Below are 15042 nucleotides of genomic sequence, written 5' to 3' on the forward strand. Positions count from 1 at the left end.
TCGCGCCGGTCGGTCGGGTCAGGCGAGCGCGCGGTCGAGGGCCGCGGCGACGTGCAGCGTCGTGCACGGGAAGACGGGGATGTCGGCGTCGGCCTGGCGGACCAGCAGCTCGAGCTCGGTGCAGCCGAGGATCACCCCGCCCGCGCCGGCGTCCCACAGCTCGTCGATGAGGCCGACGACGCTACGGCGCGAGCCGTCGAGCACCTTCTCGTGCACGAGCTCGTCGTAGATGATCCGGTTGAGCGTGTCGTGGTGCCGCTCGTCGGGCACGTGCACGGTCAGGCCGTGCGAGGCGACCCGGTCGGTGAAGAACGACCGCGACATCGCGAACGTCGTGCCGAGGAAGCCGACCGAGTCCAGCCCCTGGGCCTTCACCGCCTCGGCGACCACGTCGGCCAGGTGCAGCAACGGGATGTCGACAGCCTCGGCGACCTGGTCCGCGACCCGGTGGAAGGTGGTCGTGCAGAGCAGCAGGAAGTCGGCGCCCGCCGCCTCGACGCCGCGGGCCGCCCCGACCAGCAGGTCGGCGACCTCGTCCCAGCGCTCCTGCTCCTGCAGGGCGTTGGCCCGGGCGAAGTCGACGGAAGCGAGGACGGTCTGGGCGGACGACAGCCCGCCGACCCGGTCCTCGACGCCACGGTTGAGGTCGCGGTAGTAGACCGCGCTGCTCTCCCAGCTGAGTCCACCGACCAGTCCGATCGTCTGCATGACCGGCACTCTGTCAGACCCGGTGCACCTTGTGCTGCGCGGCCTGCGCCCGCGGACGGATCACCAGCTCGTCGACGTTGACGTGCGGCGGCCGGGTGGCCATCCAGGTGATCGCGTCGGCGATGTCCTCGGCGGTCAGCGGCTCGGCGACACCGGCGTAGACCGCGTCGGCCTTGTCCTGGTCGCCCTCGAAGCGGACCAGCGCGAACTCGTCGGTCTTCACCATGCCCGGCGCGATCTCCATGACCCGCACCGGCTGGTCCCAGAGCTCGAGCCGCAGCGTCTCGGTGACCACCTGGGTGCCGTGCTTGGCGGCGGTGTAGCCGGCACCGCCCTCGTAGGCGATCCGGCCCGCCGTCGACCCGACGTTGAGGATCGCGCCGGCCCCGCTGGCGACGAGCGCGGGCACCAGGGCTCGGGTGACCTGCATCAGGCCGATCACGTTGACCTCGTACATCCGGCGCCAGTCGTCGCTGTCGGCCTGGGCGACCGGGGCCGCCCCGAAGGCGCCGCCCGCGTTGTTGACGAGCAGGTCGAGCCGGTCGCCGACCAGCTCCGCGAGAGCCGCCACCGAGGACTCCGAGGTGACGTCGCACGCGACCGGCGTACCGCCGATCTCGGCGACCAGCGCCTCGATCCGGTCGCGGCGTCGCGCGGCGCAGAAGACGTGGTAGCCGGCGGCGGCCAGGGCCCGCGCGGTCGCCGCACCGATGCCGCTGCTCGCGCCGGTGACGACGGCCGTACGGCGGGGGGTCTGCTGGTCCATGGCGACCATTCTGGTCCGGCCGCCGGGCGACTGGCACACTGGCCTGCCATGCGCGCAGTCGTGGCGGTCATCGCCGTGCTCGGTGGCCTCTGCTGGGTGGGCGCCCCCTGGGTCGACCTCCTCGCTCCCGTCGGGGCCGCGCTCCTCGCCGTCGGCGTCGCCGCCGCCGGGACGCGTCTGGTGAGCAAGGGTCCGGTCTGGCTGCGCCTGGTCGCCGGCCTCGGCTTCCTCGCCCTCGTCGGCTCGGTCGTCCAGGTGCTCCGCGACAACCTCGACGACACGACGGTCTACCTCGCGTGCGGCGCGGTCGCCGTCGTCGTGGGCGGGATCGCGCTCTCCCGGCGCCCGCCGTCGCGCGGTTCCCACACCCGCTGAGGGGGTACCCCGATGTCCGGCGGGAATCAGACACGGCTTCCGGAGGTTGTGCCTTCTTGGGCCTACGAGGCCGCAGCGTCCCGACGAGCGAGAGGACTTCAGGTGGGTGCGGAGCCGATCCGGCGCGTCGCGATGATCAGCCTGCACACCTCGCCGCTCGACCAGCCCGGCACGGGCGACGCGGGCGGCATGAACGTCTACGTCATCGAGCTGGCCCGGCAGATGGCCGCCCGCGGCATCGAGGTCGACATCTTCACCCGCGCCACCAGCTCGACGCTCGAGCCCGTCGTGACGGCGTACGACGGGGTGCAGGTGCGCCACATCCACGCCGGCCCGTTCGAGGGCCTGACCAAGGGCGAGCTGCCCGGTCAGCTCTGCGTCTTCGCCCGCGAGGTGCTGCGCGCCGAGGCCGCCCAGCCGGTCGGCCACTACGACGTCGTCCACTCCCACTACTGGCTCTCGGGCCAGGTCGGCGCGCTCGCCCGCGACCGCTGGGGCGTGCCGCTGGTCCACTCCATGCACACGATGGCCAAGGTCAAGAACGACGCGCTCGCCGAGGGCGACACCCCCGAGCCGGTTGCCCGCGTGATCGGCGAGGAGCAGGTCGTCGAGGCGGCCGACATGCTGATCGCCAACACCGACCTCGAGGCCAAGCAGCTGATCAACCTCTACGACGCCGACCCCTCGCGGGTCCAGGTGGTCCACCCCGGCGTCGACCTCAAGGTCTTCAAGCCGCCGCGCGACCGCGCGAAGCTGCGGGCCCAGCTCGGGCTGCCGGTGGACGCGTCGGTCTTCCTCTTCGCCGGCCGGATCCAGCCGCTCAAGGCGCCCGACGTGCTGCTGCGCGCGGTGGCCGAGCTGCTCCACCAGACTCCCGGGATCCGCTCCCAGGTGGTCGTCCCCATCGTCGGCGGACCCTCCGGCAGCGGCCTCGAGCACCCCGAGTCGCTGGCCCAGCTCGCCACCGAGCTCGGGCTCGACGACGTGGTCCGCTTCGTCCCGCCGGTCACGCAGAAGGAGCTCGCGAAGTGGTACGGCGCCGCGACCCTGGTCGCCGTACCGTCCTACAACGAGTCCTTCGGCCTGGTCGCCGTCGAGGCCCAGGCGTGCGGCACCCCGGTCGTGGCCGCCGCCGTGGGCGGCCTCACCACGGTCGTCCAGGACGAGCGGAGCGGCTTCCTCGTCGAGGGCCACGAGCCGCGGGCCTGGGCGGCCGCGCTGCGTCCCTTCATCGAGATGGACCACCTGCCCGGCCTGATGGGCCGGGGCGCGCTGCGCAACGCGAAGAGCTACTCCTGGGACGCCACCGCCGAGCGCACCCTCCGCGTCTACCAGCGCGCGCGCAGCGACCTGCGGGAGACGGTGTGACCGACGCTGCCGCGGACCCGGCCCAGGTCGTCCGCGACCACCTGGCCGCCGCCGAGCTCGAGTACGACGAGATCGCCGACGGGGTCTTCTCCTTCGCGCTGCCGGGTGAGAAGAAGCTCCAGACGCCGGTGCGCCTCGACATCGGACCGCACGCGCTCGGCGTCCATGCCTTCGTCTGCCGCAACCCCGACGAGAACCACGAGCGGGTCTACCGCTGGCTCCTCGAGCGCAACCTGCGGATGTACGCCGTGGCCTTCGCCGTCGACGCGGCCGGCGACATCTACCTCGACGCCCGCCTGCCGCTCGCCGCGGTGACGCCCGACGAGCTCGACCGGCTGCTCGGCTCGGTGCTCAGCTACGCCGACGAGTCCTTCAACTCGATCCTCGAGCTGGGCTTCGCCTCCTCGATCCGCAAGGAGTGGGAGTGGCGCAAGCTGCGCGGCGAGCCGACCAAGAACCTCGAGGCCTTCCGCGGCTGGCTGGAGTCCGGCGAGGAGCCCGACCCGTCGTCGACTAGGCCGGAGGACTGACCTCCTCGGCGATGGTCCGGGGTTTGCGCCGCGCGACCGCCACGCCGACCAGGGCGAGCGCGCCGCCGACGTACGCCATCGCGGGCGGGGCCTCGCCGAGGAAGACGATGCCCATCACGATCGTGATCGGCGGGACGAGATAGGTCGTGACGCCGAGGCTGCTGGCGCTCATGTGGCGCAGGGCGAAGGCGTAGGTCGTGAAGGCCAGTGCGGTCGGGAAGACACCGAGGTAGACGACCCACCAGATCGAGGACGCCGACGCGTCGCGGGCCTGGTCGACCAGGTCGCCGAGGAAGGGCAGGCACACCACGGCGCCGACCGTGCAGGCGAGCCAGGTGACGTGGATGGCGGGCAGCCGGGCGACCAGCGGCTTCTGCAGGATCAGACTGACCGAGTAGACGACCGCCGAGACCAGGCAGAGCACCACGCCGAGGACGTCGTTGTCGTGACCGTTGCCGGCGCTGCCGAGGCTGATCAGCCCGACACCGCCGAAGGCCAGCGCGAGCCCGATGCCGAGGTAGAGGGTGAAGCGCTCGTGCAGGAAGACCGCCGCGAGCAGCGCGATCAGGACCGGCGAGATCTGGATCAGCATCGCCGCCGTACCAGCGTCGACGCGGCGCTCGCCGGCGTTGAGGGCGACGTTGTAGACGCCGAACCACAGCACGCCGATCGTGACGATCGAGACCCACTCCCGCCCGGTCGGGCGCGGCAGCCCGCGGCTCAGCGCGACCACGCCGAGGCAGGTCGCGCCGACCAGCAGCCGGCCGAGCGACAGGGCGCCGGGGGAGAAGTCCTCACCGAGGTGCCGGATCGCCACGAACGCCGAGGCCCAGAAGACCAGCGTGATCCCCACCGCGGCCAGCGGCAGCCAGGTCGGCGGCGTGCTGGTGTCGGGCTCGGTCGCGGGGATCGTCGTGCTCACCGCGCCAGCCTAGGGACGCGCGAACCCCGCATACACGCGGTTTTCGGACGTCGGAGCGGGAGATCCCGCCAACTCCGACGACGCGGGTCAGAGATCCAGCTTGTACCCCAGGCCGCGCACGGTGACGAGGAACTTCGGCTCGCTCGGCTCCGGCTCGATCTTGGCGCGCAGCCGCTTCACGTGGACGTCGAGGGTCTTCGTGTCGCCGACGTAGTCCGAGCCCCAGACCCGGTCGATGAGCTGACCGCGGGTCAGCACCCGGCCGGGGTTGCGGAGGAACATCTCCAGGAGCTCGAACTCCTTGAGCGGCAGCTTCTGGGTGTTGCCGTCGACCGTCACCACGTGCCGCTCGACGTCCATCCGCACCGGGCCGGCCTCGAGGGTCGCCGGGGAGAGGTCGGGCTCCTGGCCGCGCCGCAGCACGGCCCGGATCCGGGCGACCAGCTCGCGGGGGGAGTAGGGCTTGGTGACGTAGTCGTCGGCGCCGAGCTCGAGCCCGACCACCTTGTCGACCTCGTCGTCCTTGGCGCTGACCATGATCACGGGCACCGTGGAGGTCTGCCGGATCTGGCGGCACACCTCGGTCCCGGGCAGGCCGGGCAGCATCAGGTCGAGCAGCACGATGTCGGCGCCGTTGCGGTCGAACTCCGTCAGTGCGGCGTTCCCGTCAGCGGCGATCGCCACCTCGAAGCCCTCTTTGCGCAGCATGTAGGCCAGGGCCTCGCTGTAGCTCTCTTCGTCCTCGACGACCAGTACGCGGGTCACCGTCGTGCCTCCTGCTGGATGATGGTTGTGCTCATGGGTCCCGAGTGGGTCGAGAGGTGGCGCGGCAGGGTCAGGGTGAACGTGGACCCCTGACCCTCGACGGACCAGACGTCGACCTCGCCGCCGTGCGTCGCCGCGACGTGCTTGACGATCGACAGGCCCAGGCCGGTGCCGCCGGTGGAGCGGTGACGGGCCGGGTCGACCCGGTAGAACCGCTCGAAGATCCGGTCGATCTCGTCGGCCGGGATGCCGATGCCCTGGTCGACGACCGCGATGGTCACCACCTGGTCGTCGGCCTTCGTCGACACCACGACGGTCGCGCCGGGGTCGGAGTAGGAGACGGCGTTCGCGATCAGGTTGGCCACCGCGGCGGTCACCTGCTCCTCGTTGCCGAGCACCTCGAGGTCGCGGGCGCCGCTGGTGACGACCGAGATGCCCTTGGCGTCCGCGTCGATCGCGCTGGTGTCCACCGCGACGCCGATGACGTCGTCGATGTGGACCGGCAGCGGCGTGTCCAGCGGCTCGTCGCCCTGGAGGCGGGAGAGCTCGATGACCTGCTGCACGAGCCGGGAGAGGCGGTCGCTCTCGGTGAGCATCCGCGCGGAGAAGCGCTTGACCGCCTCCGGGTCGTCGGCGGCGTCGTGGACCGCCTCGGCGAGCAGCCGGATGGCGCCGACGGGCGTCTTCAGCTCGTGGCTCACGTTGGCGACGAAGTCGCGGCGCACCGCTTCCACGCGACGCTCGCGGGTGCGGTCCTCGACGAGCGCCAGGACCAGTCGCGAGCCGATCGGCGCGACCCGGACGGTCACGTGCCGCGCGGGGCCGCTGGGGCGGGCGAGGAGCAGCTCGGTCTCGCGGATCTGACCGTCGCGGCGGACCTTGCGGACCAGGTCCGCGAGCTCGAGGGAGACCAGGTTGGAGCCGCGCACCAGGCCCATGGCGTACGCCGGCGCCGAGGCCTTGAGCACCACGTCACTGTCGTCGACGACCACCGCGCTGCTGCGCAGGACGGAGAGGACGGTCGCGACGCCGGGAGGCACGACGGGCTCCTCCACCGCCGCCGCGCTGTGTTGCTGGCGGTCGCTGACGTGCCACGCGAGCACCGCCGCTCCAGCGACGACGGCGCCGATGGCGGCAGCGAGAAACGCCTGCGTCGTCGCATCCACGACTCAATGGTACGAGGGTATTCACCGGGGCTTCGCCCGTCCGGGACCCCGGCTGCTCGATGTTCACGCCGAGTTCACCCGTCCTTTCACGCGGGTCACCCGCCGCGCATAGGCTCGGAGCATGCGCGAGGCATTCCACGACCAGCTCGACACCATGTTCGGCGACCTCGCCGACATCTGCGGGAGCGTCGAGACCGCGGTCCGACTCGCCACCGAGGCGCTGCTGACCGGCGACGCCTCGACGGCGGAGAAGGTGATCAGCGCCGACGTCGACATCGACCGGGCGCGCGAGCGCGTCGAGGACTCCGCGTTCCTGCTGCTCTCGCTGCAGCAGCCGGTCGCCAGCGACCTGCGCACCGTCGTCGCCGCGCTGCGGATGGTGAGCGAGCTGGAGCGGATGGGCGACCTGTCCGTCCACGTCGCGAAGATCGCGCGGCTGCGGGTGCCCAACCTCGCCGTGCCCGACGACGTCCGACCGACCATCGAGCGGATGGCCGAGGTCGCCGAGGAGATGGTCAGCCGGGTCTCGACCATCATCCGCGAGCGCAGCGTCGACGAGGCCCTCGCGCTCGTCCGCGCCGACGAGGAGATGGACCGGCTGCGCCGCGGCAGCTTCACCGCGCTGCTCTCCGCCGACTGGAGCCACGGCGTCGAGGCGGCGGTCGACATCGCCCTCCTCGGGCGCTACTACGAGCGGATCGCCGACCACGCGGTCTCGGTGGCCAACCGGGTCGTCTTCGTCGTCACCGGCGAGAACCCCACCTCGGTCGACGCCTGAGGGGATCGGTCAGGCAGTCGGGGCCGCGTCAGCGGCCCTGGTTGGCGACCGCGGCAGCGGCCTCGGCGGCCGCCTCGGGGTCGAGGTAGCGCCCGCCGGGCACGGTGGGGCGCAGGTCGTCGTCGAGCTCGTAGACCAGCGGCATGCCGGTCGGGATGTTGAGGCCGGCGATGTCCTCGTCGCTGATGCCGTCGAGGTGCTTGACCAGGGCGCGCAGGCTGTTGCCGTGCGCGGCGACGAGCACGGTCCGGCCGGCTCGGAGGTCCGGCACGATGTCGGACTCCCAGTAGGGCAGGAAGCGCTCGATGACGTCCGCGAGGCACTCGGTGCGCGGCATCTCGTCGCCGAGGTCGGCGTACTGCGGCAGCCCGGCCTGGGACCACTCGCTGTCGTCCTCGATCGGCGGCGGCGGGACGTCGAAGGAGCGCCGCCAGAGCATGAACTGCTCCTCGCCGTAGGCGTCCAGGGTCTCCTTCTTGTTCTTCCCCTGGAGGGCGCCGTAGTGGCGCTCGTTGAGCCGCCAGGAGCGGCGCACCGGGATCCAGTGCCGGTCGGCGACGTCGAGCGCCATCGCGGCGGTGTTGATCGCCCGGCGCAGGAGCGAGGTGTGCACGACGTCGGGCAGCACGCCCTCGTCGCGCAGCAGCTCACCGGCGTGCTGACCCTCGGCGCGGCCCTTGTCGTTGAGCGGGACGTCGACCCACCCGGTGAAGAGGTTCTTGGCGTTCCACTCGCTCTCGCCGTGGCGGAGCAGGACCAGGGTGTAGGTCATCGGGTGCCTCGTGTCAGTGGTCGGTCTCGGCGTCCGGGGTCTCGACCGTGCACTGGTCGGGGTCCGGCGTGTCGGACGAGGTGTCGAGGCCTTCGTAGTCACCGCAGTTGGTGTACGTCGGCACCTCGAGGTCGGTGCTCGTCCCGTCGCCGAAGGTGACGGTCACGTCCAGGAAGTCGCCGGCCGCGAAGTCGCCGGTCACCACGATCCCGCTGTCGTCGTCGGCGAGGTTGACCAGGCCACCGGCCGGGATGGTGATCGGGGAGAACGAGTCGAAGGACAGGTCGGTCGACGCGCCCTCGTCGTCGGGGCTCTTGGTGACGGTGCCCGAGATCCCGGTGACCGTCGCCTCCTCGTCGTCCTTGTTGTTCGCGAAGGAGGCGATGAAGGTGCCGGAGCCCTCCTGGCCCGACACGACCACGGCTGCCAGCACGTCGACCAGGGCGTCCCGGTCGTTGGTGCCTGCCCCGGGGGTGTAGTCGCGGTCGGTCGCGTAGTCGAAGCCGCACGAGGTGAGCACGGGCGCGGCGAGCAGCAGCGCGCCGGTGGCGGCGAGCAGGCGAGCGGACTGGCGGAGGGGCATCTCTGAGGCCTTCACGGGTCGGCGAGGACGGTGCGGGCACAGCCTAGCGTTCGCGCTCCTCGTCCTGCCGAGGAGCCCGTGGTCAGGCCCGCAGCCCGACCGAGTCGCCGACCAGGAGCATCGCCACCAGCACGAGCAGGGTCCACAGCAGGGACAGGACCAGCAGCCGCGTGGCCCCGATCCGCAGCGCGATCCGCAGCGGCAGGTGACGGTCGCCGGCCTCGTGGTCGGCCACCAGGCCCGGCAGCGCGCTCAGCACGTGCACGCCGACCCCGAGCAGCGCCGCGAGGACGACCATCGCCACCTGGGGCGGGTCGCCGACCGTGGCGCCGCCCCACCCGCCGTACGAGAGGAAGCCCGGCAGGAGCGCGTACGACGCCGCCCAGGTGAGCCACGAGAGGAGGCCGTGGCGCAGCAGCACGTTGCCGGTCAGCCCGATCGCGACGGAGACGAGGTAGAGGCAGCCGGCGGTGACGCCGTTGGAGATCGAGAGCGGGACCAGCAGCAGGACGCCGCAGATGAGCGCGAACCACGCGGTGCCGGGGTCGAGCAGGCCGCCGGCCACCGGCTTCGCGGTGCGGCCCGCAGCCTCGTCGCGGGCTCGGTCGACCAGATCGTTGTGCCAGCCGAGGATCGCCTGCCCGACGAGCACGGTGGCGAGCACGAGCACCACCTCGCGACCGGACCGACCGCTGATCGCAGCGGCCACGGCCATCCCGCCGGCGGTCAGCAGCGCCTGGCGCGGGTGGGCGGCCCGGAGCAGCAGCACGGCCGTGGTGTGGCCCAGGCTGCGGCGTCGCTCGGCCCGCCGTGCGGCGAGCGCCTCGACGCCCGATCCGGGGGCCTCCTCCTGGTCCGTCTCAGCGGCCTCCGGCCGCCGGCGCAACGTGCGTGACATACCCGGCAGTATCGACCGCTCGGCGGCACCGGAAACCGCCCCGAGGTGCCCGGATTCCGGACGTCCGGACCACTGCCGGGCAGGGCCGCCACCACACCACAGCGGGTTCTGTCAAGCCCGGATAGCCGCTCTGACCTGCGCAAACGCTTCGGGAGCCCACGCAGGGACGTGTTAGAATGTTCACCTAGGAAGGGGTACCTGACATATGACTTTCACCGTCGGCGAAACGGTTGTTTACCCGAATCACGGAGCCGCAGTCATCGAGGACATCGAGATGCGGAAGATCAAGGGAGAGGACAGGCAGTACCTCGTACTCCGGATCGTCGCCCAGCAGGACCTCGTGGTGCGCGTCCCGGCGTGCAACCTCGATCTCGTGGGTGTTCGTGACGTCGTCGACAAGGAAGGTCTCGACCGGGTGTTCGACGTCCTCCGTGCCGCGCACGTCGAGGAGCCCACGAACTGGTCGCGTCGCTACAAGGCCAACCTGGAGAAGCTGCACAGCGGCGACGTCATGAAGGTGGCCGAGGTCGTCCGCGACCTGTGGCGCCGTGAGCGCGACCGCGGCCTCTCGGCCGGTGAGAAGCGGATGCTGGCGAAGGCCCGGCAGATCCTGGTCTCCGAGCTGGCGCTGGCCGAGCACACCAACGAGGACAAGGCGGAGGCCCTCCTCGACGAGGTGCTCGCCTCCTGAGCCGCAGCACGACGTACGACGAGGCCCCGGACCGTTTGGTCCGGGGCCTCGTCGCATGTCCGGGGCCGTTTGTAGGGTCGTCCCCATGGAGCTGGAGGCGCTGGGCACGGTCGTCGACGAGGACCGGGGCCACCTGCCCTACGCCCTGATCCACGGCGAGGCGCTGGTGGCTGCCGCCGTCTGGGCGCTCGGCGAGGCCGGGGTGACCCCGGTCGACACGGGGACCACCTGGGCGGGGATCACGGCCGCGGAGGAGCCCTTCGTGCTCCACGATGCGCTGTGCCCGATGACGCCGCCGGCCTTCCTCGCCGCGTGCGTCGAGCGGGCGGTCGAGCACGCCTGCGTCGTGGTCGGCGTCCGACCCGTCACCGACACCGTCAAGGTCGTCGAGGACGGCCTCGTCGGGGCCACGGTGGACCGGGACGCGCTGGTGAGCGTGGCCTCGCCGGTGGTGCTGCCGCCCGAGGTCGTCGGCGCGCTCGACGACGTGCCGACCACCGACTTCGTCGAGCTGGTCGCCCAGCTGCGCCGCCGCTTCCCGGTCGAGCTCGTCCAGGCGCCGGCGGAGGCGCGGCGGGTGGGCTCCACCGAGGACATCCGCGTGCTCGAGGCGCTGACCGCCCACGAGTGAGCTCCGTCTGAGCCCCGGTCAGGCCAGGCGCAGCGCGAGGGCGAGGTCCTCGGGGAAGGTCACCTTCAGGTTGGCCGCCGAGCTCGGCACCGCCGCGACCGGCAGGCCGGCGTACCGGCTCCAGCAGGCCGCCGTGTCGGTGCCCTCGAAGCCGTCCGAGGCGGCGGCGGTGTAGGCCGCGAGCAGCGCGCCGGCGCGGAACGCCTGCGGGGTCTGCACGCCGTCGAGCTCGGCCGGCAGCGCGTGACCGTCCAGCGCCAGCAGCCCGGGCAGCCGGACCACCGGGATCGCGCCGCCGTGCTCCCGCGCCGCGGCGAGCGTGGCCTCGAAGAGACCCGCCCCGGCGAGCGGCCGGGCGCCGTCGTGGATCGCCACCACGTCGATCCCGCCGGCGTCGATCTCCGGCGCCAGCGCCTCCAGCGCGGCCCACTCCGAGGCGTGCCGCGTCGCACCACCCTCGACCAGGCCGACCTCGCCGTCGCCGAGGTGCGGGGCCAGCGCCGCCGCGACCGCCTCCTGCTCCCCGTCGCGCACCACGACCAGGACGCGGCGTACGTCGTCCAGGGCGAGCGCTGCGCGCACCGACCAGGCCAGGACGGGCGCGTCGCCGAGCGGGAGGAGCACCTTGTTGGTGTCGGCCCCGACGCGCGAGCCGGTCCCGGCGGCGAGGACGACGACGGCGGCGGGCACGGGGGGGAGTCTACGAAGGCCGCGCGCTGGGCCTGTCGGGGAAGTGTTTTCACGGCTGTTACACGGCGAAACAGGTGCTTGACGCGTCACTCCTAGGTTCATGGCACCCGCACCGGGGACTGGGCGGGGCCACGGAAGGGGACCGGATGGCGCCCGGGAGCAGCACCGAGGAGTGGCAACCCGTGTGCCGGGTCGCCGAGCTCGAGGTGGAGCGCGGCGCGACCGCGCTCGTGCACGGGCAGGCGATCGCGATCTTCCGGACCCTCGACGACCGCGTGTACGCGCTGGGCAACCACGACCCCTTCGCCAAGGCCTCGGTCATCGCGAAGGGGATCGTCGGGGTCCGCGACGGCGTGCCGTTCGTCGCCTCACCCAGCCACAAGCACGCCTTCGACCTGCGCAGCGGCAGGTGCCTGGACGACCACCACGTGTCGGTCCCGGCGTACGACGTGCGGGTCGTCGAGGGCGTCGTGCTGGTGGGCCACCGGAAGTCCGACGATGCCGCGTAGTCCGGGCTAGACCTCGTAGACCAGCGCGGTCGCGATCGCGGCCACGCCCTCGCCGCGCCCGGTGAGGCCGAGCCCGTCGGTGGTGGTCGCGGAGACGCTCACCGGGGCGCCCACGGCTGCGCCGAGCACCGTCTGGGCCTCGTGACGCCGCGGGCCCAGCCGCGGCCGGTTGCCGATCACCTGGATCGCGACGTTGCCGACCTCGAACCCGGCGGCGCGGACGCGTCGTACCGTCTCCTCGAGCAGGGCGACGCCGGAGGCACCGGCCCACTCGGGCTCGGCGGTGCCGAAGGTGGACCCGAGGTCGCCCAGGCCGGCCGCCGAGAGCAGCGCGTCGCACGCCGCGTGGGCGGCGACGTCGGCGTCTGAGTGCCCCTCGAGGCCCTGGGGCTCGTCGGGCCAGGACAGGCCGGCCAGGTGGAGGGGGACGCCGTCCACGAGCCGGTGGACGTCGGTGCCGACGCCGACACGACATGGTTGCTGCACGCGTCGATCATGCCTGAGCGAGAATCAGTCCGTGAGGACCTCCCGCAGCGCCTGGTCGATCGCCGGCCTCGTCGCCGGGTACGCCGGCCTGGCCGCCAGCTACTGCCTCGCCATGGTGGTGACCATCCACGAGTGGCCGCTGGTCGCCGTGGCCGAGCAGGTCATCCGGTTGACCCCCGGCGGGATCGTCGAGCGGGCGATCGGGCTGCTCGGTCACCACGACAAGACCGTCCTCCAGCTCATCGTGCTGCTGCTGGTCACCCTGCTGTTCGCGTGGGCCGGCCTGCTCGCGCGGCGCACCTGGTGGGCGCCGACCATCGTCTTCGGGGCCCTGGCGGTCGTCGGCGGGCTCGCGGTGCACGCCACGCGGGGGACCACCACGGTCGACCTGCTGCCCGTCGCGCTCGGGCTCGCGACCTGGTTGGTCTGCCTCTCGCTCCTGACCGAGCCGCTGCGCCGGCACGACGTGGCCGCCCGGACCGAGGAGCCGCTGTCGCGCGACCACACGCGGCGGGAGTTCCTGCTCCGCGGCGGGATCATGGTGGCGGGCTCGATCGCCCTCGGCGTCGTCGGACGCACCGTCGGCCGCGGACGCCGGCACGTCGAGGAGGCGCGACGGCTGCTGCGGCTGCCCGGTGTCAGCGCTCCCGAGGTGCCGGCCGGCGTGCGGGTCGGCCTACCCGGCGTGACGTCGTGGGCGACGTCGGCCACCGACTTCTACCGGGTCGACACCGCGATCGTGGTGCCGACCGTCGAGCCGTCGGACTGGATGCTCCGCATCCACGGCATGGTCGACCGCGAGGTCGTGCTCACCTACAGCCAGCTCATCGAGCGGCAGGTCACCCAGGCATGGGTGACGATCAACTGCGTCTCCAACCCGGTCGGCGGCGACCTGATCGGCAACGCGTGGTGGAGCGGCGTCCGGATCGCCGACCTGCTCGCCGAGGCGGGGGTGCAGGAGGGCGCCGACGCCGTGCTCCAGACCTCGGACGACGGCTGGACCTGCGGGACGCCGCTGGCCGCCCTGACCGACAGTCGCAACGCGATGCTCGCGGTGGCGATGAACGGCAGCCCGCTGCCGATCGAGCACGGCTTCCCGGTGCGGACGATCGTGCCGGGGCTCTACGGCTACGTCTCCGCCTGCAAGTGGGTCGTCGAGATGAAGGTGACCCGCTTCGACGACATCGAGGCCTTCTGGACCAAGCGCGGGTGGTCGGAGATGGGCCCGGTGAAGACGGCGTCGCGGATCGACGTACCGGAGGACGGCGGGTCGATCGCGGCGTCCGGCGGCCGGGTCGGCGGCGTGGCCTGGTCCCAGCACACCGGCATCGCGGGGGTCGAGGTCTCGGTCGACAACGGCCCCTGGCAGGCTGCGGAGATCGGGACGGTGCCGAACGCCGACACCTGGGTGCAGTGGGCCGCGACGCTCGACGTCGAGCCCGGCGACCACCAGCTCCAGGTGCGCGCGCTCGACCGGACCGGAGCCCAGCAGACCGGCGAGGTGCAGGACGTGCTGCCCGATGGCGCCACCGGCTGGCACACGATCCAGTTCACCGCGACGGAGGAGGACGACAGCGATGGGTGAGTTCAGCGACCGGACGGGAGCTGCGCTGGTGATCGGCGGCAGCGGCGGCCTGGGGCTCGCGATCACCCGGATGCTGGCCAGCCGCGGCAGCAACGTCGCGGTCACCTACCACTCCCGGCCGGAGAAGGGCGAGGCCGTCGTCGACGCGGCCCGGGGCTGGGGCGTGCACGCCTCGTCGCACCGCGTCGACCTGGTCGGCGACGGCGCCGCCGACGACGCGGCGCGGGCGGTCGCCGAGGCGGCGGAGATCCACGGAGGCCTGCACACGCTGGTCTACGCCGCGGGCCCGCACGTGCCGATGACCCACCTCTCCCGGGTCGACCCCCGCGACATGGCCGCGCAGCTCGCGGCCGACTCGGCCGGCTTCTTCGCGGTCGCACACCCGGCGCTGCCGCACCTGCGCCGTACCGAGGGCGCGATCGTCGCCGTCACCACCGCCGCCACCACCCGCTTCCCGGTCCGCGACGGCCTGTCGTCGGCGCCCAAGGCCGCGGTCGAGGCGATGGTGCGGGCGCTGGCCGCCGAGGAGGGCCGGTACGGCGTCCGGGTCAACGCCGTCGGTCCCGGGATGCTCACCGACGGCATGGCCGCCCGGCTGATCGACTCCGGTGAGCTGTCCGAGGAGGCGCTCGCCGTCACCCGGAGCAACATCCCGCTGCGTCGCTTCGGCACCGCCACCGACGTCGCCGAGGCGGTCTGCTTCCTCGCCTCCGACCGCGCCGGATTCGTCTCCGGCCAGAAGCTCGACGTGGACGGCGGCTACGGCGCCTGACCTCCGCCCCGACGATGTGAGGCGGAGCGCCCGGGCTCCCTAGACTG

19 protein-coding genes are annotated in these 15042 nt (G+C 72.6%); 9 read left to right on the top strand and 10 right to left on the bottom strand.

Translation table 11 applies throughout. The annotated features are described in order from the left end of the window. Positions 1-18 precede the first annotated feature (18 nt). Both K8U61_RS10285 and K8U61_RS10290 read right to left on the bottom strand, forming a co-directional pair. Entirely contained in the window at positions 19-708 is a 690-nt protein-coding gene (locus tag K8U61_RS10285) for an aspartate/glutamate racemase family protein (protein ID WP_224122921.1), read from the bottom strand. 13 nt (positions 709-721) lie between these two features. Further along, positions 722-1474 carry an SDR family NAD(P)-dependent oxidoreductase gene (locus tag K8U61_RS10290; protein WP_224122922.1) on the bottom strand — a complete coding sequence of 251 codons (753 nt, stop codon included), beginning with the start codon at positions 1472-1474 and terminating at the stop codon, positions 722-724. A 48-nt stretch (positions 1475-1522) separates the two neighbouring features. On the opposite strand from K8U61_RS10290, the gene K8U61_RS10295 reads away from it, so the two are divergent. From K8U61_RS10295 to K8U61_RS10305, 3 genes are all read left to right on the top strand, one after another. Then, a complete protein-coding gene (locus tag K8U61_RS10295) occupies positions 1523-1849 on the top strand; it encodes a hypothetical protein (RefSeq protein WP_224122923.1) in 327 nt (108 codons plus the stop codon). Between the two features lie 102 nt (positions 1850-1951). After that, on the top strand, positions 1952-3217 hold the full coding sequence (gene mshA, locus K8U61_RS10300; protein ID WP_372454232.1) for a D-inositol-3-phosphate glycosyltransferase: 1266 nt from the start codon (positions 1952-1954) through the stop codon (positions 3215-3217). Further along, on the top strand, positions 3214-3747 hold the full coding sequence (locus tag K8U61_RS10305) for a type III secretion system chaperone family protein (protein WP_224122924.1): 534 nt from the start codon (positions 3214-3216) through the stop codon (positions 3745-3747). The genes mshA and K8U61_RS10305 overlap by 4 nt, the downstream gene beginning before the upstream one ends. Here the strand turns inward: K8U61_RS10305 and K8U61_RS10310 are convergent. The 3 genes from K8U61_RS10310 to K8U61_RS10320 form a co-directional block, all read right to left on the bottom strand. Beyond that, positions 3731-4669: a DMT family transporter gene (locus K8U61_RS10310; RefSeq protein WP_224122925.1), complete on the bottom strand. Its 939-nt coding sequence runs from the start codon at positions 4667-4669 to the stop codon at positions 3731-3733. The genes K8U61_RS10305 and K8U61_RS10310 overlap by 17 nt on opposite strands. A gap of 87 nt (positions 4670-4756) precedes the next feature. Continuing rightward, entirely contained in the window at positions 4757-5434 is a 678-nt protein-coding gene (locus K8U61_RS10315) for a response regulator (RefSeq protein ID WP_224122926.1), read from the bottom strand. Continuing rightward, positions 5431-6600, bottom strand: a complete 1170-nt coding sequence (locus tag K8U61_RS10320; RefSeq protein WP_224122927.1) for a sensor histidine kinase — start codon at positions 6598-6600, stop codon at positions 5431-5433. Before K8U61_RS10320 ends, K8U61_RS10315 begins: the two co-directional genes overlap by 4 nt. A 121-nt stretch (positions 6601-6721) precedes the next feature. On the opposite strand from K8U61_RS10320, the gene phoU reads away from it, so the two are divergent. Then, complete coding sequence (phoU, locus tag K8U61_RS10325; protein ID WP_224122928.1) at positions 6722-7378, top strand: phosphate signaling complex protein PhoU; 657 nt, start codon at positions 6722-6724, stop codon at positions 7376-7378. A gap of 28 nt (positions 7379-7406) precedes the next feature. Here the strand turns inward: phoU and K8U61_RS10330 are convergent, their stop codons facing one another. The 3 genes from K8U61_RS10330 to K8U61_RS10340 form a co-directional block, all read right to left on the bottom strand. Then, positions 7407-8150 (bottom strand): phosphoglyceromutase, encoded by a 744-nt coding sequence (locus tag K8U61_RS10330; RefSeq protein ID WP_224122929.1) that lies wholly within the window; start codon positions 8148-8150, stop codon positions 7407-7409. A 13-nt stretch (positions 8151-8163) separates the two neighbouring features. Continuing rightward, positions 8164-8733 carry a hypothetical protein gene (locus tag K8U61_RS10335; protein ID WP_224122930.1) on the bottom strand — a complete coding sequence of 190 codons (570 nt, stop codon included), beginning with the start codon at positions 8731-8733 and terminating at the stop codon, positions 8164-8166. Between the two features lie 82 nt (positions 8734-8815). After that, positions 8816-9631 carry a UbiA family prenyltransferase gene (locus K8U61_RS10340; RefSeq protein WP_224122931.1) on the bottom strand — a complete coding sequence of 272 codons (816 nt, stop codon included), beginning with the start codon at positions 9629-9631 and terminating at the stop codon, positions 8816-8818. A 205-nt stretch (positions 9632-9836) separates the two neighbouring features. Between K8U61_RS10340 and K8U61_RS10345 the strand changes: the two genes are divergently transcribed. Together K8U61_RS10345 and K8U61_RS10350 are read left to right on the top strand one after the other, a co-directional pair. Then, on the top strand, positions 9837-10322 hold the full coding sequence (locus K8U61_RS10345; protein WP_011757466.1) for a CarD family transcriptional regulator: 486 nt from the start codon (positions 9837-9839) through the stop codon (positions 10320-10322). Between the two features lie 85 nt (positions 10323-10407). After that, a complete protein-coding gene (locus K8U61_RS10350) occupies positions 10408-10953 on the top strand; it encodes a 2-C-methyl-D-erythritol 4-phosphate cytidylyltransferase (protein ID WP_224122932.1) in 546 nt (181 codons plus the stop codon). A gap of 18 nt (positions 10954-10971) precedes the next feature. Here the strand turns inward: K8U61_RS10350 and K8U61_RS10355 are convergent, their stop codons facing one another. Next, the gene (locus tag K8U61_RS10355; RefSeq protein ID WP_224122933.1) at positions 10972-11643 is read right to left on the bottom strand and encodes an IspD/TarI family cytidylyltransferase; all 672 of its coding nucleotides are present in this window, start codon (positions 11641-11643) and stop codon (positions 10972-10974) included. Positions 11644-11789: 146 nt separating this feature from the next. Here K8U61_RS10355 and nirD point away from each other — a divergent pair, with 146 nt between their 5' ends. Beyond that, the gene (nirD, locus tag K8U61_RS10360; protein ID WP_224122934.1) at positions 11790-12152 is read left to right on the top strand and encodes a nitrite reductase small subunit NirD; all 363 of its coding nucleotides are present in this window, start codon (positions 11790-11792) and stop codon (positions 12150-12152) included. Between the two features lie 6 nt (positions 12153-12158). Here nirD and ispF read toward each other — a convergent pair whose 3' ends face one another. After that, positions 12159-12638: a 2-C-methyl-D-erythritol 2,4-cyclodiphosphate synthase gene (gene ispF / locus K8U61_RS10365; protein ID WP_224122935.1), complete on the bottom strand. Its 480-nt coding sequence runs from the start codon at positions 12636-12638 to the stop codon at positions 12159-12161. A 31-nt stretch (positions 12639-12669) separates the two neighbouring features. On the opposite strand from ispF, the gene K8U61_RS10370 reads away from it, so the two are divergent. Both K8U61_RS10370 and K8U61_RS10375 read left to right on the top strand, forming a co-directional pair. Beyond that, the gene (locus tag K8U61_RS10370) at positions 12670-14223 is read left to right on the top strand and encodes a molybdopterin-dependent oxidoreductase (protein ID WP_224122936.1); all 1554 of its coding nucleotides are present in this window, start codon (positions 12670-12672) and stop codon (positions 14221-14223) included. Then, positions 14216-14995, top strand: a complete 780-nt coding sequence (locus tag K8U61_RS10375; RefSeq protein ID WP_224122937.1) for an SDR family NAD(P)-dependent oxidoreductase — start codon at positions 14216-14218, stop codon at positions 14993-14995. The genes K8U61_RS10370 and K8U61_RS10375 overlap by 8 nt, the downstream gene beginning before the upstream one ends. Positions 14996-15042: the final 47 nt, after the last annotated feature.

Origin of the sequence: Nocardioides mangrovi, assembly GCF_020073815.1 — a bacterium.
Lineage (GTDB): Bacteria > Actinomycetota > Actinomycetes > Propionibacteriales > Nocardioidaceae > Nocardioides > Nocardioides mangrovi.